This is a genomic window from Tepidamorphus sp. 3E244 (assembly GCF_046159835.1).
Taxonomy (GTDB): domain Bacteria; phylum Pseudomonadota; class Alphaproteobacteria; order Rhizobiales; family Tepidamorphaceae; genus JACKJK01.
On record NZ_JBJXCY010000002.1, the window covers coordinates 398936 to 421394 of the forward strand.

The window sequence follows — 22459 nt, forward strand, 5'->3', positions numbered from 1 at the left end:
CGCCATCGCCACCATTGCATCCGTGCGAGGCAGCATGAGCGCACCCTCAACCCATGACGCGGACGAGGAAGCCGGCGCCTATACCGGCGGTGAAGTGCGCGAATTCAGCGGCGCACTGGGCACACTGTTCTTTGCAGTGTGCATCGGCATCTCCCTGCTTCACGTCACAGCGAACCTCTTCGGCCCGGCCCTGTCCCAGTGGCTGACGGGCATGAAGTTCATCGCCGTGCACTTCGCGGGCTTCGCCTTTCTCTGCGCGCTTCGCTACCCGCTCTTTGCGGCCCGTTCGCCGGGCGTGGCGCGCATGGTCCTGTGGTTCGACCTCGCCTTCGGCACCGCCGCAGCGCTGGCAACGATCGGCATACTGGCGTCCGAAAACGCGATCTACGCGCGCGGCGTCCATCTCGCCCCACACGAATGGGCGATGGCGCTGTTCGTGATCTTCTCCGCACTGGAACTCACCCGCCGTGCGACGGGCTGGATCATCCCGGCCATCGCGCTCATCGCCCTCACCTATGTGAGCTGGTGGGGCGGCATGATCTCCGGCGTCTTCCGCTTTGCGGGTCTGTCGTTCGAAACGGTCATATTTCGCTCGATCTTCTCCGACGAGGGCATGTTCGGGATCATCGGCAACATCTCGGCGAGCTTCGTGTTCCTGTTCATCCTGTTCGGCGCGTTTCTGGTGCGCTCCGGGGCGGGCGAATTCATCATCGACCTTGCCCGCGCGCTGGCCGGCCGCTTCGTCGGCGGGCCGGGCTTCGTCGCGGTCATGTCATCCGGGCTGACCGGCACGATCTCCGGCTCTGCGGTCGCCAACACCGTGTCCACCGGCGTCATCACCATTCCATTGATGAAGCGCTCCGGCTTTCCGCCACGTTTTGCAGCCGGCGTCGAGGCAGCCTCCTCCACCGGTGGCCAGTTGATGCCGCCGATCATGGGCGCCGGCGCCTTCGTCATGTCGAGCTACACCCAGATCCCCTATCTCGACATTGTCGCCGTCAGCTTTCTGCCGGCCGTCGTCTACTTTCTGTCAGTCGGCTTCTTCGTGCGCATCGAGGCCAAGCGCCAGAACCTGAGCGTCCTCGATCACGACACACCCAAGGCGCTCGACGTGCTGAAGCGCGGCGGGCCGGCCTTCCTGTTTCCCATCGGCCTTCTGATCGGGTTGCTGATCTACGGCTTTACACCGACCTACGCCGCCTGCTGGGCGATCTTGGCGGTGATCGCCGCAAGCTGGCTGACGCCGAACCGGATGGGACCGCGTGCGGTTCTGGAGGCTCTGGCACTGGGTGCACGCAACATGATCATGACCGGCGTGCTGCTCATTACGGTTGGGCTGATCGTCAACGTCATCGCCATGACCGGCATCGGCAACACGTTCTCGCTCATGGTGGCTGAATGGGCGGGCGGCAACCTGCTCGTCGCCATCGTGCTGATCGCGCTGGCCTCGCTGGTGCTCGGCATGGGCCTGCCGGTGACGGCCGCCTATATAGTGCTGGCGACGCTTTCGGCTCCGGCCCTTCACGCACTCATCCAGAACAATGCGCTGGTGGATGCCATGGTCGCGGGCTCGGTGCCGGAAGCGGCCCGCATGGCCTTCATGCTGGTCAACCCGGACGCGGTGGCCCAGTTGGCCGAGCCGATGTCGCTCGAAGCCGCCCGGGCGTTGGTTGCGGAAACCCCGCCCGAGATCCTCTCCATCACCTATGACCAAGTGCTGGATCCGGCTGTCGTCACGGCAGCCCTGCTCTCGGCGCATCTCATCATCTTCTGGCTGAGCCAGGATTCAAACGTTACCCCACCGGTCTGCCTGACGGCCTTTGCCGCGGCAGCCATCGCCAAGACACCGCCGATGGCAACAGGGCTCATGTCGTGGAAGCTCGCCAAGGGCATGTACCTGGTGCCCGTGCTCTTCGCCTACACCAACTTCGTTGGGGGAACGCTGCCGGAAGTGCTGGCGATCTTTGTCGCGGCAACCCTCGGCGTCTACGCGCTCGGCGCGGCGATCGAGGGGCACATGGAAGCTCCGCTCAACTGGCCGCTGCGAATATTGACCGCGGCGGCAGGCGTGGCGCTGATCTGGCCCAACACGCCACTGCTGGAAATCGCCGGCGGCATCGTTGTGCTGGGGATACTGTTCTGGAGCATCCGCACCGACCGGCGCTCCCGCATCGCTGTCTGACACCGCGAACACGCAAAAAAGAACCCGCGAAGCACGAACGCTTCGCGGGTCGAACAGGTCTTCTCTCGAAATCGGTTCGTTCTCTTAGACCGCCTGGCCGAGAACGACGACATTGGTGTTGAGCGGAACACGAAGGTAGAGGTCCTCGATGTTCTCGTTGGTCATCCGGATGCAGCCCGAAGACATGGCTTGGCCGATGGTCCACGGCTCGTTGGTGCCGTGGATGCGGTACATGGTGTCGCGGTTGCCCTGGTAGAGGTACAGCGCACGTGCACCCAGCGGGTTGTCGCGTCCACCCGGCATGCCGCTGGCGTACTTGGCCAGTTCCGGCTGGCGGGCGATCATCTCGGCAGGCGGCGTCCAGGTGGGCCATTCCTGCTTGCGCTTGACCTGCGCATTGCCGGCCCAGCCAAAGCCTTCGCGGCCAACGCCGACGCCGTAGCGGATCGCGGAATTGTTCTCGAGCGTCAGGTAGAGAAAGCGCTGCGAGGGATCGATGACGATCGTGCCGGGACGCTCGTTCGTGTAGTACGGGACAAGCTGACGCTTGAAGCGTTCCGGAACGGTGTAGTCCGAGCGTCCACCGTAGACCGGCGGTTCGACGAGAACGCGGACACCGCCGTGTTTCTTGTAGGGGGAAGCCGAGACCGCATCTGCGGCAAAGACAGCTGCCGTTGCGGCCAAACCTGTGAGCAATTGACGCCTGTGCATTTTCGGTAATCTCCTCGTTGCCGGACCCGTCCGGCTTGCCTACTCAATGCCGTACCCTCGAGTTGGGTTCCCACATTGCTGCTCACAAGCATCCACGAAGCGGTAGTGCGAACGCGGCGTGACCGCGTTCGGCGCAAATCGACGACAATTGACCAAATGGCTGAAACACAAAGAAAAACCCGCGGAGGAGGCCCCCGCGGGTTTGCTGTCTTAACAGGTCGTTAATTTTCTCAGACGGGCGTGCCCAGAACCACCACGCGGGTGCCCATCGGCACGCGTTCGTAGAGATCCTCGATGTCGTCGTTGACGAGACGAATGCAGCCAGACGACATGGCCTGGCCGATGGTCCACGGCTCGTTGGTGCCGTGGATGCGATACAGCGTGTCCCGCCCGCCCTTGTAGAGATACATGGCGCGCGCACCCAAGGGGTTCTCCGGGCCGCCAGGCATGCCGTTGCGATACTTGGCAAGGTCCGGGCGGCGCTTGATCATTTCCGCAGGCGGCGTCCAGTCCGGCCACTCCGCCTTGCGGCGGATGTTCGCGCGGCCCGACCATGCGAAGCCTTCGCGGCCGACGCCGACGCCGTAGCGCATGGCTTCGCCATCCTTCATCACCAGGTAGAGATATTTGCTGGACGGATCGATGACGATCGTGCCCGGCCGCTCCTTGGTCTCGTATTTCACCAGTTGGCGGCGATACTGCTTGGGCAGCTTGTAGTTGGGGCTGCCGCGGTAGCTCGGCGGGTCGACATACACGCTCATGCCACCGTGTTCGCCGAACGGCGAGGCGATGGCCGACGATGCCGACAGCGCCGCAGCGCTGGCACCGAGGCCGAGGAGGAATTCACGACGTTTCATTTTCAGGCTCCAAAACCGGGGGGAAATCTTGTTTGCGCGTCTCATAAAGACGCGCGGCGCGGACCGTCAGGCCGCGACCCGTGGCGGTTTCGGTTGCTGGGCGTGAGAGATGCCGTCCGGCAGGCGTACCTCGTGAGACACGAAGTCCCAGCCGCCAAACATGATGCTGGAGACGAACGCCACGATGGCCGGTGCATCCACGGTGCAATGGCTGGAACAATGCGCCTTGCCGGAGCGCAACTGGTGCTTGCTGTCATCCTCGACGGGCGCGAGCGGCACGCTTTCGAGCGCAAGGGAGAACTCGTTGCCGTGGGCGGCGATCAGCGCGCGCTCCACGTCGCAGGGCTTGCCATCCTTGGCGCTCTCGGCCGCCGATGCCGCTGCATTGCCTGCAACGCCGGGCATGCCGAGGCCGAGAACGGCGACGACCATCAAGGCCGCCAGCCCCCTCTTTGCAAACCCGTGCATGAGTCGTGCGATTGCAAGCATGCCCCCTCACTACCAGCATGGCCGCCGGAGCGATATTGCAAGCCAGCAACATTGACGGGAATGTGAATCCGCCGCTTGGCGCTGGACGAGAGGGATTTGCTGGAACAATCTGTCAGCATCGACCTGAAAACAGCCAAATGTGAGCCATCATGCCGGAAATCACGCGTCACACCCTGCCTGCCCGCCGGGGCAAGGCCATTGCGGTCAATGCAGGCCAGTCCATCCGCATCATCAACACCCACGGCACGCAGGTCGTCGACTTCTGGGCCTATGTCGCCGGCCACATGAGCGAGTTCATCGGCGTCGAGCAGTCGCGCGCCACCTGGACGCGGCTCTACCCCAAAACCGGCGACGGCCTGTATTCGAACCGCCGCCGCGCGATCATGACCCTGACGGAGGATACCTCGCCGGGCCGCCACGACACCGTGATGGCGCCTTGCGACAACGAGCGCTACGGCTTGCTCGGCTGCAACGAGTACCACGACAACTGCAAGGACAATCACCACGCAGGCCTGCTGGGGCTGGGCCTCACCGTCCCCTTCACGCCGGGGTCGATCAACCTGTTCATGAACATCCCGTGGGATGACGAGGGCAACCTGGAATTCGCCCCGGCGCTCAGCAATCCCGGCGACTACGTCACCATCCGCGCCGAGGTCGACTGCATCGCGGTGATGTCCGCGTGCCCGCAGGACATCCTGAAGATCAACAGCCAGAAGCCTGTCGAGGCGCACTACGAGATCTTGCCCGCCTGAGAGCCCCGAACGAAAAAGGGCCGGCGCGATGGCCGGCCCTTCAAACAGGTTAGGGTGACAATCAGGGCTTGATGTAGGTGTAGCCCTGCTGCTGCAGGTAGGAGAGCTCCGCGACGCCGGACGGCACGATGTCTTCCTCGAAGACCTCGAACAGGTCGTTTTCGTAGGAGATGTTCCGGCCGACCAGCGTGTTCTTGCAGACGCTGAACGCAACCTGCTGGGACTTCAGGCTGGTGACGTCGGACTGCAGCTTTTCGTTGGTCTTGGCATCCTGGAGCAGCGACACGCCGTTGCCGTGCAGGACGACCTTCACCTCGATATTGTCGCGACCGACCGCGTTGATGTGGTTCTGGATGTTACGCAGTGCGCCGCGATAGGCCTTCGCGTCTTCGCCGCCCTCGTAATTGATGTGATAGACGACCTTCTGCTTGCCATACCGGTCATCGGCAACCGCCTGCGCGGTGTTGAGCGAGATCAGGGTGACGGCGAATGCGGCGATTGCAAAAATCAGTCTCATGGCGGGTCCCTCCCCGTGGTTGTACTGGGCTGCGATATAATCACCATATCATCCGGGTAGATCCCGGAATATTGCATTTAAATCCTGTGCATTTCAGTTCGTTTCCGCAAGCTGCGCCAGCGCACCTGCCAGAACCCTCGCACCTGCCGTGCAGGCCTCCGGCTCGGCCCACTCGTCGGGATGGTGGGACAGCCCGCCCCGGCAGGGAATGAAGATCATCCCCGACGGACAGGCCGACGCGATGTGTGCCGCATCGTGGAACGCCCCCGAAGCCAGTGGCTTGTGGGCAAGCCCGGCCCCATCGGCTGCCTGTGAAATCGCGGACGTGACCGGATCGGGAAATGCGACCGGTTCAAGCGACGTCGTCAGCTGCGTGTCGGCTGTGCATGGCTGCACGGCCTCGGCGATGATGTCAGCGACCTTGCCTCCCCGCTCGTCGAGCACCGCCGCATCCGGGTGCCGGAAGTCGATGGAAAACCGCACCGCAGCGGGAATGGTGTTGGGCGAATTCGGCTCGATGGAAAGGTGCCCGACGGTGAAGCGGACGATATCATCCGTGTCCGCCATGAGCGTGTTCAGCGCGGCAATCGCGCGCATCGCCGCCTGAAACGCATCCTTCCTGCTTGCCTGCGGAACGGTTCCCGCGTGGCCGGGCTCGCCCTCGACGCGAACGGTGAACCAGCGCACGCCCTGTATGCCGGTGACGACACCGATGGGCAGTTCCTCGCGTTCCAGCACCGGTCCCTGCTCGATATGAGGCTCCACATAAGCATGAACCGGAAAGCCCGGCGCGATCCGCTCGATATCCGGCGCGGCATCGAGGGTGGATCGCAGAGCGCTCTCAAGCGAAATGCCGGCATCGTCTGTCTGGGCGGGGTCGGACACGGCCCCGCTGACAAAAGCACGCGACCCCGTGCAGGGAACATGGAAGCGCCCGCCCTCCTCGTTGGTCCATGCCACGCAGGTCACCGGACGCGCTGTCTCGATCCCGGCGTCATCCAGCGCCCGCAACGCCTCGAACGCCGCCAGCACGCCGTAAGCCCCGTCGAACTTGCCGCCCGCCGGCTGGCTGTCCATGTGGCTGCCGGCCAGAACGGGCGGCAGCGCGTTGTCCCGCCCTGCCCGCGTGATGAAGAGGTTCGCCGCATCGTCCGCCGCGATGGAGTAATCGCGTTCCCGCGCCTTGCCGATCAGCCAGCTTCGCGCCGCGATGTCTTCTGACGACAAGGCGTGGCGGCATACCCCGCCATCTTCGCGCGCGCCAAAGCCCGCCAGCGCCATCAGGTCGTCCCAGAGCCGCTCGCTGTCCACCGCGTTCGATACCGCCTTCATGTTCCTACACGCCCCGCGCCTGTGCCAGTGCTGCGGGCCGCGCCGCCCGCCGCTTCTTCCTCTCGCCTTGCGCGATCATCCAGTCGCGCACAGATTCTGCATCCTCGTTCAGCACCGCCCCGCGCGGCCAGACCACGTAGAACCCGGCATCGGTCGCAAAGACATGGTCCACAGCCCGTTCCACCAGCCCGCTCTCGAAGTAGCGGCCGGTGAGGTAGTCCCAGCCGAGCGCGACGCCCTGCCCCTCCAGAACCGCCTGCACCACCAGCGCATAATCATTGAGGCGCAGCCCCTCGCCATTGTCGGTGAAGGGCGCCGGATCGCAACTGGCAAACCATTGCCGCCAGTCCGGGGTGGGCCGGAACGGTTCTTCAAGGTGAATCAGCCGGTGCGCGCGAAGCTCGGTCGGTGAACGCGGGCGTCCGCGCTGCTCCAGGTAGGCCGGGCTAGCAATGGCCGAGATGCGCTCTTCGGCCAGCAGCGCGCAGTCATAGGCCTGCCAGTCGCCAAAGCCGCGCCGCACTCCCAGCGTGATCCGCTCGGCGGCGAGGTCGACGTCGCGGTCGGTTGTCTGTAGGCGCAGGTCGATACCCGGATGCGCTTCGCGGAAGGCGGCAAGCCGCGGCAGCATCCAGTAGGTCGCAAAGGCCGTGGACACCGACAGGGTAACGTGCCGGTCGCGCCCGGCGCGCGCCAGCGTTTCGGCGGACTGCGTGATGTAGGAAAGCCCCATCGAGACATCGCGGTGGAAGCGCTCCCCCGTCGAGGTCAGTTCCACGCGACGGTGCTGGCGGGCGAACAGGTTCGCACCAAGCGCTGCCTCCAGCTGCTTGATGGCATAGGAGACGGCAGCCTGCGACATGCCGAGTTCCTTGCCCGCCAGCGTGAAGCTGCCAAGCCGTCCCGCCGCCTCGAAGACCACGAGGCTGCCGACGGCGGGAACGAGGCGGCGCAGGTTTTGCATAAGCTGAGCTTATCTCTCGGAGAAGATTTTTCAAACGTCACAAATGCGTGCGTCGCATCCAGACTGATCCCGGTTGCAGCTTTCGGGAGGGGACGCGATGACGATCGAAACAGCAACGACAAGCGACGAGGCCCTCAAGCCGGTCGGGTCCGCCCGCGCCGGACGGGCCGCCCGCCACACCCGCCGCGCGCAGGCGCATACCCGCTCGGCTCCCGCCTACATCACGCGGCAGATCCCGACTTTTGACCTGATCGGGGAAGAAGGCCTGCAACGCATCGAACTGGCCGCAGACCGCATCCTTGCAGAAATCGGCATCGAGTTTCGCGGTGACCCGGAAACCGTGCGGCTGTTCCGCGAGGCCGGCGCGAAGTTCGACGGCGTGCGCGGCACGTTCGAACCGGGGATGCTGCGCGAGATTCTCAAGACCGCGCCGAGCGAATTCATCCAGCACGCCCGCAATCCTGCCCGCTCGGTGAAGATCGGCGGCGACGGCATCGTCTTCGCGCCGGCCTATGGTTCGCCCTTCGTCATGGACCTCGACCGGGGCCGCCGCTACGGAACGCTCGAGGACTTCCAGAACTTCGTGAAGCTCGCCTACATGTCCCCTTCCATGCACCATTCCGGCGGCACGGTCTGCGAGCCGGTCGACGTGCCGGTCAACAAGCGCCACCTCGACATGGTGCTCGCGCACTTCCTCAATTCCGACAAGGCGCTGCTCGGCTCGGTGACCGAACCCTCCCGCGCGCAGGATTCGGTCGACATGGCGCGCATCGTCTTCGGTGACGCCTTCACCGACAGCAACTGCGTCATCATGGGCAACTTCAACGTCAACTCACCGCTGGTGTGGGATGGCACGATGACCGGCGGCATCCGCGCCTATGCAGCTGCGGGACAAGGCAACGTCATCGTCCCATTCATCCTCGGCGGCGCCATGGGGCCGGTGACCAATGCCGGTGCCATCGCGCAGGCACTGGCGGAAACCATGGCCGGTTGCGCGCTGACGCAGCTGGTGCGCCCCGGCGCGCCGGTCATCTTCGGCAATTTCCTGTCGTCCATGGCGCTGCGGTCCGGCTCACCGACCTTCGGCACTCCGGAACCGGCCATCGGGTCGCTGGTGGTCGGCCAACTGGCCCGGCGGCTGAACCTGCCGCTGCGCTGCTCCGGCTCCTTCACCACGTCGAAACTGCCGGATGCGCAGTCGACCGCCGAGAGCATGATGTCGATGCTGGCCGCCGTGCAGTGCGGCGCGCATTTCGTGCTGCACGCGGCGGGCTTCCTCGACGGACTGCTGTCCATGTCCTACGAGAAATTCGTCATCGACGCCGACATCTGCTCGGCCATGCACACCTATCTCGGCGGCATGGCGGTAGACGACAATGCGCTGGCGCTCGATGCCTTTGCCGAGGTCGGCCCCGGCAACCACTTCTTCGGCTGCGCCCACACGCTGGCGAACTACGAGAGCGCCTTCTGGGACACGGAGCTGTCCGACAACGACCCGTTCGAGACATGGGAAGAGAATGGGTCGCTCGACATGGCGACCCGCGCCAATGCCAAGTGGAAGAAGATGCTCAGCCAGTACCAGCCGCCACCCATCGACGAAGGCATTGCCGAGGGCCTCGCGGAATTCGTCGCGCGCAAGAAGGCATCGATGGACGATGCCTGGCACTGAGTTGGTTTGCGCGTTGCTAGCCGCGCCCGCGATAGGGCGGCACGCCGGTATCCGGGATCCACGCGTCCTTGGGCGGCGCGCCCGTCTGCCAGAAGACGTCGATCGGAATGCCGCCGCGCGGATACCAGTAGCCGCCGATGCGCAGCCACAGCGGCTTCGTTGCCTCCACGATGCGCCGACCGATCATGATGGTGCAGTCCTCGTGGAAGGCGCCGTGGTTGCGAAACGACGTGAGGAACAGCTTCAGCGCCTTGGATTCAACCAGCAGCCTGTCGGGCGCATAGTCAATCACGATATGCGCGAAGTCGGGCTGGCCCGTCATCGGACAGACGGACGTGAACTCCGGGCAGGTGAAACGCACGATGGCCGGCGTGCCTTCGGGCTGCGTGAAGGGCACCGTTTCCAGCACCGCCTCTTCCGGCGATTTGGGCGCATCGACCTTGGCGCCGAGAAGTGTCAGGTTTTCGGTGTCCGTCATGGCATGTACTCCGTGGCCGCGGCGCGCGAGGCGATAGCATGACTTCCAATATACAGTCGACAAGGGACCCGCTGCTTCAGCCCTACACGCTCAAGTACCTGACCCTGCGCAACCGGATCATGTCGACCGCGCACGAACCGGCCTATTCCGTCGACGGCATGCCCAAGGAGCGCTACCGCCTCTACCACGCGGAGAAGGCGAAGGGCGGCATCGCGCTGACCATGACGGCGGGTTCGGCCATCGTCTCGCCAGACAGTCCCGCAGCCTTCGGCAACCTGCATGCCTATGACGATGCCATCGTGCCGTGGATGCGCGAACTGACCGACGCGTGCCACGAGCATGGCGCGGCGGTGATGATCCAGATCACCCACCTTGGCCGCCGCACCAACTGGAACAAAGCCGACTGGCTGCCTGTCCTCGCGCCCTCGCCGGTTCGCGAACCGGCCCACCGCGCCTTCCCCAAGGAAGCAGAGGACTGGGACATCGCCCGCATCATCCGCGACTATGCCGCAGCAGCGCAACGGATGCAGGCAGGCGGCATGGACGGCATCGAGATCGAGGCCTACGGGCACCTGCTGGACGGGTTCTGGTCACCGGCCACCAACCGGCGCGACGACGCATATGGCGGCTCGCTCGACAACCGCCTGCGCTTCACCTGGGGCGTGATCGACGCCATCCGCGCGGCGACGGGACCAGACTTCATCGTCGGCCTGCGGCTGGTTGCGGACGAGGATTGGGAGAAGGGCCTCAGCCGCGCCGAGGGCGTGGAGATCGCGCAGCGGCTGGCATCATCCGGCAAGGTCGACTTTCTCAACGTCATTCGCGGGCATATCGATTCAGACGCCGCACTCTCGAAGGTCATTCCCGTTCACGGAACGCCCGCTTCGCCGCATCTCGATTTCGCGGGCGAGGTTCGGCAGGCGACGAAGTTCCCGGTCTTCCACGCCGCGCGGATTTCCGACGTTGCGACCGCCCGCCACGCGATTGCCGAGGGCAAGCTCGATATGGTCGGGATGACGCGCGCCCACATTGCCGACCCGCACATCGCGTTGAAGGTCGCCGAAGGCCGCGAGGCGGAAATCCGCCCCTGCGTCGGCGCAACCTACTGCCTGGACCGCATCTACGAAGGCCATGAGGCGCTTTGCGTCCACAACGCCGCCACCGGGCGCGAGGCGACCATGCCGCACGTGGTGCGGGCGAGCGAAGGGCCGCGGCGCAATATCGTCATTGTCGGTGCCGGACCGGCCGGGCTGGAGGCCGCCCGTGTCAGCGCCGAGCGCGGCCACGCCGTCACCGTCTTCGAGGCAGCGCCCCATGCGGGCGGCCAAGTGCGACTGGCAGCGCAGGACCCGCGCCGCAAGGAACTGATCGGCATCGTCGACTGGCGCATGGCCCGCTGCGAGGCGAAGGGCGTGAGCTTCCACTTCAACACCTATGCGGAAGCTGACGAAATCACCGCACTCGACCCGGACATCGTCATCGTCGCGACCGGCGGCTACCCGGATGCCGAGGTGCTTGAGGACGGCAACGATCTCGTCGTCTCAAGCTGGGATATCCTGTCGGGCGATGTGAAGCCTGCATCCCGCGTGCTGCTGTATGACGACAACGGCGCGCATCCCGGCATGCAGGCGGCAAGCGTCATCGCGCGTTCGGGCGCGCAACTGGAACTGGTCACGCCGGAGCGGTTCTTCGCGCCGGAAATCGGCGGGCTGAACCACGTCGCCTATGCCGAAATCCTCGACCGGGCCGGTGCCCGCATCACCATCAATTCCCGCCTGTTGGGCGCGCGGCGCAGCGGCAACGGGCTGACCGCGCTCGTCGGCTCGGACTATTCCGATGCCGTGCGCGAGCGCGAGGTCGACCAGATCGTGGTCGAACATGGCACCCTGCCGCTGGACGAGATCTATTTCGCGCTGAAACCGGCGTCGAAAAACCTCGGCGAGATGGACTATTCGTCGCTTGTCGCGGGGCAACAGCAGGCGGTCGCATCAAACCCCGATGGCACCTTCCAGCTGTTCCGGATCGGTGACGCGGTGGCCTCCCGCAACATCCACGCCGCGATCTATGACGCGCTGCGTCTTGCAAAGAATTTCTGACAAAGCTTGAGGCGCACCGTCCTCCGCCCGATATTGGCGGCATGAAACAGCTCGTTCTTGCCGCCTTTGTCGCTCTCGCCGCCAGCCCTGCAGCCGCGCAGATCGAACCGCCGACCCTTGGCCTCCCCATCGCCTGCGCGTTGGGTGAGGACTGCGTCATCCAGCAATATGTCGACACCGATCCCGGCCCCGGCGCAAAGGACCACACTTGCGGCGACATGACTTATGACGGCCACAAGGGCACCGACTTCCGCATTGCCGATCTCGACATGATGGCCCAGGGCGTCACCGTCATGGCCGCATCCGACGGCGAGGTGAAGGCGGTTCGCGACGGGATGGACGACTTCCAGTACAAGCGCGGCGAGGATGACATTCCCGCCGATCGGGCCTGCGGCAATGGCCTGCTCATCGACCATGGAAATGGCTGGACCACGCAATATTGCCACCTCAAGAAAGGCTCCGTGTCGGTCGAAAAGGGCGACATGGTGCAGCGCGGTTCCATCATCGGGCAGGTCGGCCAGTCCGGCTGGACAGAGTTCCCGCACGTGCATCTTCAGGTCATGTACGAGGGCAAGGTCGTGGACCCGTTCGCCAGCGCCGAAACCGGCATGTCGGGCGAGACGAGTTGCGGCGAGAGCCATGGCGGCATGTGGGAAGAAGCCGCTGCCGAGCAGCTCGAATATCGCTACCCCGCCATCCTCAACACCGGCTTTACGGACGGCGGCGTCGAGATGAAGGACGTGGACAGCCGCGAGAAGAACCTTCTGCGTCTGGACGCCAGTACGCCGGCGCTCGTCTTCTTCGGCCGCGCCGTGGGCCTGAAGCCCGGCGACACCCAGCGTATCACCATCACGTCGCCGGATGGCTCGACGCTGGTGACGAACTCGACCGACCCGGAGCAGACGAACCGCGCCCAGGCCATGGCCTTTGTCGGCAAGAAGCGTCCCGCATCAGGCTGGCAGCCCGGCGTCTACGCGGCATCCTACGAGGTCATTCGCGAGGGCGAGACGATTGCCGAAGAAACCGGTTCGATCGCGCTGGCGCAGTAGAACCGAGGGCGCGAAAAATCGCGGTTCAGCCTACCGCGCGCAGGAGGTCTGGTTCTGGTATGCGCCTTCGCGGTATTCGCTCGCCAGCACGTTCGCACCCCGGATCCAGCCCCAGAACACGAAATGCTCGTTGCGGCCTGAATCGAACTGCGCCGGGCCGCCGGCCTGCACGTAGGGCGTGTTTTCGCTCGTGCCGCCGATCCGCCACTCGCCGCGCGAGATGAAGCGCTCGTATCGCCCGATCAGCGATGACACGTGCGTGCCCTGCAGCTCGTAGCTGTAATTGGGGTAGAGCACCATCGTGTAGGACCGTTCGATCCGGTTCTGGCTGGCACCGTCGAACGAGACGTAGCTGCACGTCCACTGGCCGGAAAAATCCTGCGCTTGCGCTGCATGGACGGGGGCGAGGAAGGCGAAGGCGGTGAACAGCAGTTTCAGACGGCGCATGGCGCGACCCTTTCGTGAAAGCTCTCGGAACCTGCCCGCCATATTGGGCAAGGTGATGCGCCGGAGGCAAGGCCGTTCTCCCGCTGCGGTAGAAATCCACCATAACGTTTCGCCTTTTCATTCCATATTTCAATATTTCTGGAATTACCGTTGACGCATCACCCGACTGCGCTCATTGTGTCCTCATGACAGACCTCGACACAGCCGCCGCCCGCCTCGAAGCCCTTGGCAACCCGACGCGCCTGCGCATCTACCGCACGCTGGTGCGCGCCGGCGAGGAAGGCCTGGCCGTCGGCCAAGTGCAGGAGCGGCTCGCAATCGCGGCCTCCACCCTCTCCCACCACCTGCACCGGCTGCTGATCGCCGGCCTGGTGGAGCAGGAGCGGCGCGGCACCACGCTGGTCTGCACCGCAAGCTATTCCGCGATGCACGGCCTCGTCGGGTTCCTCGTCGATGAATGCTGCGCGGACGCAACCTGCGCTGAAGATGCCGCGCCTGCGCGCAAGACCGGAGCGTGACGTAAATGTCCTTCGTGGAAGCCATCCGCACCCGCAAGTTGCCGCCGCTGGACGCTGCCATCGCGGCCATCGTGCTTGTTCTCGTGGCGCTCGCCGTTCTCGCTCCCGGCCAGTTCGGCCCAAGCATCGGCTTTGCCCTGCGCGCCTTCATCGACGTACTGCCTTTCCTGCTGCTGTCGGTGCTGCTTGCGGCCTACGCGAAGGCATCCGGCGCGGACGCGATGATCGCGCGCGCCTTCATTGGCCGCGAGGCGCGCATGGTTGCGGTCGCGAGCCTGTTCGGCGCGATGTCGCCGTTCTGCTCCTGCGGCGTCATCCCGATCATCGCGGCGCTACTGTCCATGGGCGTGCCGCTGGCCCCGGTCATGGCCTTCTGGCTCGCCTCCCCTCTGATGGACCCGAGCATGTTCGCGCTCACCATCGGCACGCTCGGTCTCGATTTCGCCATTGCCAAGGCGCTCGCCGCCGTCAGCGTCGGCCTGCTCGGCGGCTATGCGACCTTCGCCATCACCCGCTCGGGCCTGCTCGCGGACCCACTGCGCGAGGGCGTCGGAAACGGCGGCTGCGGCGCGTCATCGGTGCGCACGAAGAAGGACATCGTCTGGAAATTCTGGAGCGACCCCGAACGTGTCTCGAAGTTCACCGCCAACGCGGGCTCCACCATGTTCTTCCTCGGCAAGTGGCTGTTTCTCGCCTACCTGCTGGAATCGCTGATGCTGGCCTACGTGCCGGGCGAGATGGTGCAGCGCTTCGTCGGAGACGGCGGCTTCGGCACCATCTTCACCGCAAGCCTCGTCGGCGTCCCGGCATACCTCAACGGCTATGCCGCCCTGCCTCTGGTGGGCGGGCTGGTCGAACAGGGCATGGCGCCGGGAGCGGCGATGGCCTTCCTCATCGCCGGCGGGGTCACGTCGATCCCCGCCGCGATTGCCGTGTGGGCGCTGGCAAAGAAGCCCACTTTCGCGCTCTACATCGCGTGCTCGCTGACCGGCGCGATACTGTCCGGCATCGCCTTCCAGCTCTGGGCTGCGTGACTCCCTTTCATTCGCCAGACGGTTGGGCGACTATCATGCGATGCTTACCCGCACCCAGACACACGCATTCGCAAAATCCGCGTTGCCCGATCGGGTCAGGATAACCGGCATTGCGACGGCTCTCCCGCAGAACCGCGTCTTGCAAGACGACATTGCGCAGGCCGCGATCGATGTCTTTCCGAAGTTCCGGCGCTTCGACAAGCTCTATGCCAATACCGGCATAGAGGCCCGCCACATCTGCATGCCGTGGGACTGGTATCTCCAGCCTCGTGGCTGGAAAGAACGCACTGCCGCCTTCCAGGAACACGGGTTGAACCTCCTCGAAGAGGCGGCGCGTGCAGCGCTCGATGATGCCAGCCTCGAAGCCGCAGACATCGACTGCATCGTAGTCAACACCGTGACCGGGCTGGCCGTCCCCAGCCTTGACGCTCTGTTGGCCAATCGCATGGGCTTTCGCCCCGACATCGAGCGACTCCCGATCTTCGGCTTCGGCTGCGGCGGCGGGGCCGCCGGCTTGTCCCGCGCGGCGCAGCTGGCACATGGCGACCGAAAGGTCCTGTTCCTCACAGTGGACCTCTGCACCCTGACGCTGCGCGTCAACGCGCCGACAATCGAGATGTTCGTTGCCTGCGCGCTGTTCGGCGACGGGGCTGCGGCAGTGGTCATCGAAGCGGGTGGGTCGACCACCGGCAAGGCGGAGGTGATTGCGACCGGCGAACACATGTGGCCCGGCACGCAGCACCTGATGGGCTGGGACGTTGCCGACGACGGCTTCGCCCTTGTTCTCAGCCCGGACCTTCCAGCCCATCTGACCGCATCGCTTGAAGAACCCCTGACCGACTTTCTGGCCCGCAGCGACATATCCGCCGCCGACCTCGATGGCTACCTGTTCCATCCCGGGGGAAGCCGCGTTCTGGATGCCTTGCAAGAGATTCTCGACCTGTCCGACGAGGACCTCTTCCATTCGCGCGACACCCTGCGCGCTTACGGCAACATGTCGTCCGCGACCGTGCTCTTCGTGCTGAAATCCGCGCTGGCATCCGGCGCCAGCGGACGTCATTTGCTGGCCGCGTTCGGACCCGGCTTCAGCGCCTATTTCATGCTGCTGGACCTCGGCTGAACCGACGCTCGAGCCAAGGCCTCAGACGCCCGCCAACCGCGTGCGCCGCGAAAGCCACGTCGCAAGTCCCGGCAATGCGCCAACGCTGCGCGGCGCCAGCCTGCGACCAAACTCGCTGGAAAAAACAGACTGCACGATGACCGCCCACCCGAATTGGCTGCGCAGGCCTTTCAGAAAGCGCCGCTGGAATGTGCCCGCAGTTTCGCCCCGCAGCATCGCATCGGCCGCATCCAGTCCGGACTTGAGCGCAATCGACGTCCCGTCCCCGGCAAGCGGCGGGATCACTGCGAGTTGGTCGCCAACCGGATAGACGTCCGGTGCGATCACGTCACGCCGCATGTAGCCGAAGGGCAGGCCCGCCACCGTCGCGGGCCGGTCGAAATTGGGGGACGCGCCTTCGAGCAGGTTTGCAATCGCGTCTGAACCCCGCGCCAACACATCGAGCTGCCTGCGCCAGTCACCATCAGTGGCGCGGACCAAATTGCCATCCGCAATCCAACACAGCGTCATGCCGCCTTCTTCCACAAGGCAGGCCCCGAGATAACCACCACTATAGAGCGCAAGTTGAACGACCCCGCCAAGTGCCGCTTGCACGTGCTCACCTGGCACGAAAGTCATCTTGTATGCCGCCGGACCATTGGAGTGCCGCGGCAGCCCGCGCACATTGAGCTTGCCGCTGGCCAGAGCCGCGCAATCTGCGTCCAGTTTACGGCGTCCGGCCCGGATCCGCACCGGTGCACCGGCTGTATCAAGACCGCTGACCGTAAGCCCGCGCAGCAGTTCGACGCCTTCTCGTACGCAGGCCGACAACAGGATTTCATCCAGCCGCAGGCGCGTAAATCCCAGACCGGCAAAGCCAAGCGGCGCATCAGCTTGCGCCGTGCCGCAGGCGATCCGAAAGGTTTCGATCCGGTGGCCACCGGGTTTGGCCAGATCGACATCGAGTCGCTGCAACAGCGTGAGAGCTTCCGCGCTGAGGAAGTCGCCGCAGACCTTGGGCTTCGGTGTCCGGGTTCGCTCGATCAGCGCGACGCGCCGCCCTGCCCGCGCCAGCCGCAAGGCGAACGCGCTTCCGGCAAGTCCGCCCCCTGCGACCACTGCGTCGTAGGCCGCGCTCATGGTGCGGCTGCGGCAGCCCTGCGCTCGGCAAGCGCTGCGTCTTCCAGAACGATCTTGTAGCGGATAACCGCAACCCAGATCGCGGTGAAGATGAGTGCCACCCAGACCGCGCCGAAAACCAGGGGCAGCAGCGCCGTTTCGCAATTGGTCACCCAGTAATTGGGATGGCGTATATGGGCATAGGGCCCGCGCCGCTCGATTGGCGCCGCGTCGAGCGTGTAGATCCGATGCGTCCAGAAGCGCCCAAGCGTGCCGATGACCCAGCAACGCACGCCTTGAAGCAGCAGATACACCGCAGCCAGCACCGGCTGCACGGTGGCCGTCGCCGGAATCAGCAGGAAGATCGCGGCGATCCACCCCAGATGCGTCGCCGCGACGACGGGGTAATAGTCGGCCCCCGCCTCGCGCGCACCCTCGGCCTTCAGGCGGCGCGTGTTGCGCGCCGAGTGCAGTTCTTCCAGCCCGCGCTGCGCAAGCACCAGCAGTGCGGCGATCTGTGGCCAGCCTAAAAACTCCGGCACCGTGCCCCCCAAAGATCGGGCGAATGATGCCTCAGATCATGTCGGGGAACGGCACGATTGTCGACTTCACCGTTTTCATGGCCATGGCCTGCGCCACCGCGTCCTTCAAGCCCTCGGTTGTGAACGGGAAGATCGTCTGCATGTCGTGCCACGGGTACTTGTCGCGGGCCTGATAGAGCATGTCGACGCCGAGCGGCAGGTCGTTGGCGGTGAAGGCCCACGAGCCGAGCACGTTCAGGTCCTTGGTGCAGATACGGTGCCAGTTGGTCATGATCGACCCGGCATCGGTGAACTGCCCCATCTCCACGTAGGTGCCGCCGTCGCGCAGGAACTCGATGCCTTCCGGCCCGGCTGTCGGGTGGCCGGAGCAATCCATGACGAGGTCCGCGCCATACCCGCCGGCGATCTCGCGCACGGCCGCGATCCGGTCTTCCGGCGTGGTGACTTCCTCTATGTTGACGGTCGCCTCCGCACCGAACTTGCGCGCCAGCGCCAGCCTCGGCTCTTCCGGCGCACCAACGGCGATGACACGGCCGGCGCCCATTTCCTGCGCAGCCGCCACCGCGAGAATGCCGATCGGACCTGTCCCCTGGATGACCACGGTGTCGTTCCAGTTGAACCCACCGGCCTTCTTGGCGCGGTTGAATGCGCGGATGCACGAGGTCAGCGGTTCCGACAGCGCGCCCAGCAGCAGCGACATGTCGTCGGGCAGCTTGTAGATCTTCGTGCCTGGCAGTTCTTCGAGATCCACGAAGACGTATTCCGCCCATCCGCCCCACAGGTGCGGCGGCTTGTCGAAGCCGAGATAACGCCCGTAATAGACCGGCGTCAGGCACTTGTTGGCGCTCTCGGGATATTTCTTGCACCAGTCGCAGAAGCCGCATGGCATCAGCGGCGGCAGCATCAGCTTGGAACCGACGCCGATGGGCTTGCCCGAATAGTCGGTCTTCAGGTCCGGGCCGATCTCGACGATCTCGCCGGCAAGCTCGTGGCCCAGCGTGAAGGGCCACGGCAGCGGCTTGGGCCAGTGGCCTTTCAGGATGTGCTGGTCGGTGCCGCAGACGCCGCAGGCGCCGATCTTGATGAGCGCGCCCTTGCGCGGAACCTTCGGCCAGGGAACCGTCCGCATTTCCGGCTCGGCTCCGGGCCCGTCATAGGTGGTGACGCGAATATCCGGCTTCACGTTCATGGCTTGTGTCCTCCCGTTTTGTGTTTTCACAGATGAGGACAGGAATTTGGAGCCTCTGCAAGCAGCTTGCCCGCATGGCGGCTATCCGCGCGCCAGCGCGTCGAGGATGATGTTGGCCGTCGCCGGGCTGCACGCCATCGGCAGATCGTAGACGACGGCAAGCCGCGTCAGCGCCTTGACGTCGACGTCGTGCGGCAGCGGCGAAAGCGGATCGGTGAAGAAGATGAGTGCGTCGAGCTTGCCGTCGGCGATCATCGCGCCGATCTGCTGGTCGCCGCCAAGTGGGCCGCTCTTCATGCGGGTGACGGAGAGGCCCGGATATGCGTTGAGCAACTCGCCGCCCGTGGTTCCCGTGGCGACGATCCGCGCGCCTTCCAGCACGCCGCGATGCCGCCCGGCCCAGGCAACCATGTCGTCCTTCTTGGCGTCGTGGGCGATGAGCGCGATGCGCACGCCCCCCTTCGTGCCGCTGAAGTCTTGCTCGCTCATCAGAAGCTCTCAACCCAGGGACGTACGGCGATCTCCTCAGACCATGCCGAGCGTCCCTGCCGCACGAGCGCGAGGTAGGTCTGGGCGATGGCATCGGGGTCGAGCATGGAGTCCGGCTTGTCGGCAGGTTCGGTGCGGCCGGGGTTGAGGATCGCACCGTCGATGTTGATCCATGCGACGTGTATCCCCTTTGGGTGAAGCTCCCGTGACATGGACTGCGCAAGCCCACGCTGGGCGAACTTGCCCATGGCGAACGGTGCCGATTGCGGGAAGCCCTTCACCCCGGCGGAGGCACCGGTGAACAGCACCGTACCTTTCGCGCCGGCTTCGTCGTCGTCCTGCGTCAGCATCACGCGTGTAGCTTCCTGCGCCACGAGGAACGAACCGTAGGCGGTGACCATCAGCGTCTGGCGAACATCTTCGGGGTCGAGCTCGATCAGCGGCGCGCGCACCCGCGATGACGGATGGCAGATGCACACGCGGACCGGCCCGTCTATGTCCGCGAAAAGGTCTTCCACGTCGGACGCATAGGTCACGTCGCAGGTGTGGACGCTCGCGCCGGTTTCCTTCGCCAGATCCGACAGCTTGTCCACGTTTCGCGCAGCCAGCGCGACCTTGTAGCCTTCCCTGGCGAAGAGGCGCGCAAGAGAAGCGGAAAGGCCGTCTCCGGCCCCGGTGATGAGTGCGACGGGTTTGGTCATGGCGGGTCTCCTTCTCTCGCCTCATGAGAAAGCGATCAGCCGCCGCCACGCAAGGATGGAAATTCAGACATTGGCCGCGGTGCGGGCAGGATGTCGCAGCAACCAATGGGTCCGCGGTGCGTTTTGACCATTCGAGAACCTGCATTCGCTGCCCTGACTGCCGCTCGAGACCGCTCCATCGCGCGACAGGTTATGGCAGGGTTTGCCAACGGCGCGCAGTAACGGCCGCCGTGAACTGGAGACGCCGACAATGCCGCACACGCTTGCCGCAAGGCCGAAACGGGTCTGGCCCATCGTCACCGCGCTTGCCGCGATGTTCATTGTCGCTCTCATGGCATTTCGCATGCCGGCCCATGCACAGACGACGCCCCCGCCGCAGCCCAACACCGACCAGATCGCCGACCCGAGTGCCACGCCGCCCGACGATGACGAATTGTGGGTGGCGCTGCGCGATGGCGGCGTTGCTCTGATCCGCCATTCGCTTGCACCGGGCACGGGCGATCCGGGCACGTTCAAGCTCGACGATTGCTCCACCCAGCGAAACCTGTCCGACGAGGGGCGCGAACAGGCGCGGCGCGTCGGCGAGGCCTTCGAGGAAAATTCCGTGATCGTCGCCCGCGTCGCCTACTCCCAGTGGTGCCGCACGCGGGAGACGGCGGAACTGGCCTTTCCGGACAAGGGCGAGCCGGAACCCGCCCTCAATTCGTTCTTCGGCGACCGCTCCACCGCCGAGGACCAGACCGACGCAGTGCGCGAACTGGTCACCAACTGGGATGGTCCGGACACGCTCGTCCTCGTCACGCACCAGGTGAACATCACCGCGCTGACGGACGTCTTCCCCCGCTCCGGCGAGATCATCGTCCTGCGCCCCCAGGAAGGAGATTTCGAAGTTCTCGGTCGCATCACCGCCGAATAGGCCACAGGGCCTTGAACGGGCCGGTTCCCTCACGCACAGTCCTAAAATTGCGTGGGGAGACTGGCTGCATGACGACACTGGAGCGAACCCGGGACATTCTCGGCGAACTCATCGGATTTCCGACCGTCTCCAGCGACGGCAACCTAGAGATGATCGCCTATCTCTCCGAGCAGCTCGGGCAGGCCGGTGCGGAAGTCACGTGGATGACCGACCCGACCGGGCGCAAGGCGAACCTCTTCGCCACGATTGGCGGAGACGGAGAAGGCGGCATCGTGCTCTCCGGCCATACCGACGTGGTCCCAGTCGAGGACCAGGAATGGTCGTCCGATCCCTTCACCATGCGCGAGGACCGGGGGCGGCTGTACGGGCGCGGCACCTGCGACATGAAGGGCTTCATCGCCGCAGCGCTCGCCATGGCACCGTCCTTCGCCGAACTCGATCTCAAGCGTCCGATCCACTTTGCCTTCACCTATGACGAGGAAACCGGCTGCCTAGGCGGCCAGCACCTCGTGCGCGAATTGCAGGAGCGCGAGATCCGCCCGGCGACGGCCATCGTCGGCGAACCGACCGGCATGCGCATCATCGAGGGCCACAAGGGCTGCTACGAATACGAGACCATCTTCACCGGGCTGGAAGGGCACGGCTCGGCGCCCGAACGCGGCGTCAACGCGGTCGAATACGCGGTTCGCTACATCGCCCGGCTGATGGAACTGCAGGACGAGCTGAAACGGCACACGACACCGGCCAACCGCTTCAATCCGCCGTGGACGACGCTGCAGGTCGGACGCATCCAGGGCGGCAACGCGCGCAACACCATCGCCGGTGTCTGCACGGTCGACTGGGAAATGCGCCCGGTGCGCAACGATGACGCGGTGTTCGTGAAGTCCTCTATCGAAGCCTTCCGCGACGAGGTGTTGCTGCCCCAGATGCGCAAGGTCTGCCCGGACGCGGACATCTTCACCCACGTCATCGGCGAGGTCTGCGGGCTGGAACCGGCTGACGACAACGAGGCCCGCGCCATCCTGTCAAAGCTGCTGGGCGACGACACTGCCGACGTGGTGCCCTTTGGCACCGAGGCCGGGCTGTTCCAGGAAATCGGCATGTCCGTCGTTGTCTGCGGTCCCGGCTCCATCAACCAGGCCCACAAGCCGGACGAGTACGTCGCTCTCGAACAATTGCAGCAATGCCTCGACATGCTTGAGGGTCTCGGCGAGCAAATGACCATCCCGCGCGAATAGCGCTTGGCAAGTCCCGCGCTGTCGTTAAATTTGACATCACTGGCCATGATGCTGCCCCTAATCACATGCTA

The 22459-nt window shown here is 65.0% G+C and carries 23 protein-coding genes; 10 read left to right on the forward strand and 13 right to left on the reverse strand.

Features of this window, described 5'->3' with window-relative positions:
• The first annotated feature begins 34 nt into the window (after nt 1-34).
• Nucleotides 35-2182, forward strand: coding sequence for a TRAP transporter permease (locus tag ACKTEK_RS10705; protein ID WP_409165281.1), 2148 nt, complete (start codon nt 35-37; stop codon nt 2180-2182).
• Between the two features lie 84 nt (nt 2183-2266).
• On the opposite strand, the gene ACKTEK_RS10710 is transcribed toward ACKTEK_RS10705, so the two are convergent.
• The 3 genes from ACKTEK_RS10710 to ACKTEK_RS10720 form a co-directional block, all read right to left on the reverse strand.
• Nucleotides 2267-2893, reverse strand: coding sequence for a L,D-transpeptidase (locus ACKTEK_RS10710; protein WP_409165282.1), 627 nt, complete (start codon nt 2891-2893; stop codon nt 2267-2269).
• A 230-nt stretch (nt 2894-3123) separates the two neighbouring features.
• Nucleotides 3124-3750, reverse strand: a complete 627-nt coding sequence (locus ACKTEK_RS10715) for a L,D-transpeptidase (protein WP_409165283.1) — start codon at nt 3748-3750, stop codon at nt 3124-3126.
• Nucleotides 3751-3816: 66 nt separating this feature from the next.
• Nucleotides 3817-4239 (reverse strand): hypothetical protein, encoded by a 423-nt coding sequence (locus ACKTEK_RS10720; protein WP_409165284.1) that lies wholly within the window; start codon nt 4237-4239, stop codon nt 3817-3819.
• A 149-nt stretch (nt 4240-4388) separates the two neighbouring features.
• Between ACKTEK_RS10720 and ACKTEK_RS10725 the strand changes: the two genes are divergently transcribed.
• Nucleotides 4389-4991: a DUF1989 domain-containing protein gene (locus ACKTEK_RS10725; protein WP_409165285.1), complete on the forward strand. Its 603-nt coding sequence runs from the start codon at nt 4389-4391 to the stop codon at nt 4989-4991.
• Nucleotides 4992-5052: 61 nt separating this feature from the next.
• On the opposite strand, the gene ACKTEK_RS10730 is transcribed toward ACKTEK_RS10725, so the two are convergent.
• The 3 genes from ACKTEK_RS10730 to ACKTEK_RS10740 form a co-directional block, all read right to left on the reverse strand.
• The gene (locus tag ACKTEK_RS10730; protein WP_409165286.1) at nt 5053-5508 is read right to left on the reverse strand and encodes a DsrE family protein; all 456 of its coding nucleotides are present in this window, start codon (nt 5506-5508) and stop codon (nt 5053-5055) included.
• Nucleotides 5509-5601: 93 nt separating this feature from the next.
• Nucleotides 5602-6840, reverse strand: a complete 1239-nt coding sequence (locus tag ACKTEK_RS10735) for a hydantoinase/carbamoylase family amidase (RefSeq protein ID WP_409165287.1) — start codon at nt 6838-6840, stop codon at nt 5602-5604.
• A 4-nt stretch (nt 6841-6844) separates the two neighbouring features.
• A complete protein-coding gene (locus ACKTEK_RS10740) occupies nt 6845-7804 on the reverse strand; it encodes a LysR substrate-binding domain-containing protein (RefSeq protein ID WP_409165288.1) in 960 nt (319 codons plus the stop codon).
• Between the two features lie 97 nt (nt 7805-7901).
• Between ACKTEK_RS10740 and ACKTEK_RS10745 the strand changes: the two genes are divergently transcribed.
• Nucleotides 7902-9473 (forward strand): trimethylamine methyltransferase family protein, encoded by a 1572-nt coding sequence (locus ACKTEK_RS10745; protein ID WP_409165289.1) that lies wholly within the window; start codon nt 7902-7904, stop codon nt 9471-9473.
• A 16-nt stretch (nt 9474-9489) separates the two neighbouring features.
• On the opposite strand, the gene queF is transcribed toward ACKTEK_RS10745, so the two are convergent.
• Complete coding sequence (gene queF / locus ACKTEK_RS10750) at nt 9490-9951, reverse strand: preQ(1) synthase (RefSeq protein ID WP_409165290.1); 462 nt, start codon at nt 9949-9951, stop codon at nt 9490-9492.
• 38 nt (nt 9952-9989) lie between these two features.
• Here queF and ACKTEK_RS10755 point away from each other — a divergent pair, with 38 nt between their 5' ends.
• Both ACKTEK_RS10755 and ACKTEK_RS10760 read left to right on the forward strand, forming a co-directional pair.
• Nucleotides 9990-12047, forward strand: coding sequence for an NAD(P)-binding protein (locus ACKTEK_RS10755; RefSeq protein ID WP_409165291.1), 2058 nt, complete (start codon nt 9990-9992; stop codon nt 12045-12047).
• Nucleotides 12048-12088: 41 nt separating this feature from the next.
• Nucleotides 12089-13096 carry a M23 family metallopeptidase gene (locus tag ACKTEK_RS10760; RefSeq protein ID WP_409165292.1) on the forward strand — a complete coding sequence of 336 codons (1008 nt, stop codon included), beginning with the start codon at nt 12089-12091 and terminating at the stop codon, nt 13094-13096.
• Between the two features lie 30 nt (nt 13097-13126).
• Here ACKTEK_RS10760 and ACKTEK_RS10765 read toward each other — a convergent pair whose 3' ends face one another.
• The gene (locus tag ACKTEK_RS10765; protein WP_409165293.1) at nt 13127-13543 is read right to left on the reverse strand and encodes a hypothetical protein; all 417 of its coding nucleotides are present in this window, start codon (nt 13541-13543) and stop codon (nt 13127-13129) included.
• Between the two features lie 185 nt (nt 13544-13728).
• Here ACKTEK_RS10765 and ACKTEK_RS10770 point away from each other — a divergent pair, with 185 nt between their 5' ends.
• From ACKTEK_RS10770 to ACKTEK_RS10780, 3 genes are all read left to right on the forward strand, one after another.
• Nucleotides 13729-14061 carry an ArsR/SmtB family transcription factor gene (locus ACKTEK_RS10770; protein ID WP_409165294.1) on the forward strand — a complete coding sequence of 111 codons (333 nt, stop codon included), beginning with the start codon at nt 13729-13731 and terminating at the stop codon, nt 14059-14061.
• Between the two features lie 5 nt (nt 14062-14066).
• A complete protein-coding gene (locus ACKTEK_RS10775) occupies nt 14067-15095 on the forward strand; it encodes a permease (protein WP_409165295.1) in 1029 nt (342 codons plus the stop codon).
• Nucleotides 15096-15234: 139 nt separating this feature from the next.
• Nucleotides 15235-16215 (forward strand): type III polyketide synthase, encoded by a 981-nt coding sequence (locus tag ACKTEK_RS10780; protein WP_409165296.1) that lies wholly within the window; start codon nt 15235-15237, stop codon nt 16213-16215.
• A 21-nt stretch (nt 16216-16236) separates the two neighbouring features.
• Here ACKTEK_RS10780 and ACKTEK_RS10785 read toward each other — a convergent pair whose 3' ends face one another.
• From ACKTEK_RS10785 to ACKTEK_RS10805, 5 genes are all read right to left on the reverse strand, one after another.
• Nucleotides 16237-17334, reverse strand: a complete 1098-nt coding sequence (locus tag ACKTEK_RS10785) for an NAD(P)/FAD-dependent oxidoreductase (RefSeq protein ID WP_409165297.1) — start codon at nt 17332-17334, stop codon at nt 16237-16239.
• A complete protein-coding gene (locus ACKTEK_RS10790) occupies nt 17331-17855 on the reverse strand; it encodes an isoprenylcysteine carboxylmethyltransferase family protein (RefSeq protein ID WP_409165298.1) in 525 nt (174 codons plus the stop codon). Before ACKTEK_RS10790 ends, ACKTEK_RS10785 begins: the two co-directional genes overlap by 4 nt.
• Nucleotides 17856-17886: 31 nt before the next feature.
• Nucleotides 17887-19044, reverse strand: coding sequence for a zinc-binding dehydrogenase (locus ACKTEK_RS10795; protein ID WP_409165299.1), 1158 nt, complete (start codon nt 19042-19044; stop codon nt 17887-17889).
• Between the two features lie 81 nt (nt 19045-19125).
• Nucleotides 19126-19533 (reverse strand): methylglyoxal synthase, encoded by a 408-nt coding sequence (locus ACKTEK_RS10800; protein ID WP_409165300.1) that lies wholly within the window; start codon nt 19531-19533, stop codon nt 19126-19128.
• Complete coding sequence (locus ACKTEK_RS10805) at nt 19533-20234, reverse strand: SDR family NAD(P)-dependent oxidoreductase (protein WP_409165301.1); 702 nt, start codon at nt 20232-20234, stop codon at nt 19533-19535. Before ACKTEK_RS10805 ends, ACKTEK_RS10800 begins: the two co-directional genes overlap by 1 nt.
• Nucleotides 20235-20484: 250 nt before the next feature.
• Here ACKTEK_RS10805 and ACKTEK_RS10810 point away from each other — a divergent pair, with 250 nt between their 5' ends.
• Both ACKTEK_RS10810 and argE read left to right on the forward strand, forming a co-directional pair.
• Nucleotides 20485-21150 (forward strand): histidine phosphatase family protein, encoded by a 666-nt coding sequence (locus ACKTEK_RS10810; protein ID WP_409165302.1) that lies wholly within the window; start codon nt 20485-20487, stop codon nt 21148-21150.
• 68 nt (nt 21151-21218) lie between these two features.
• On the forward strand, nt 21219-22388 hold the full coding sequence (gene argE, locus ACKTEK_RS10815; protein ID WP_409165303.1) for an acetylornithine deacetylase: 1170 nt from the start codon (nt 21219-21221) through the stop codon (nt 22386-22388).
• The last annotated feature ends 71 nt before the right edge of the window (nt 22389-22459 follow it).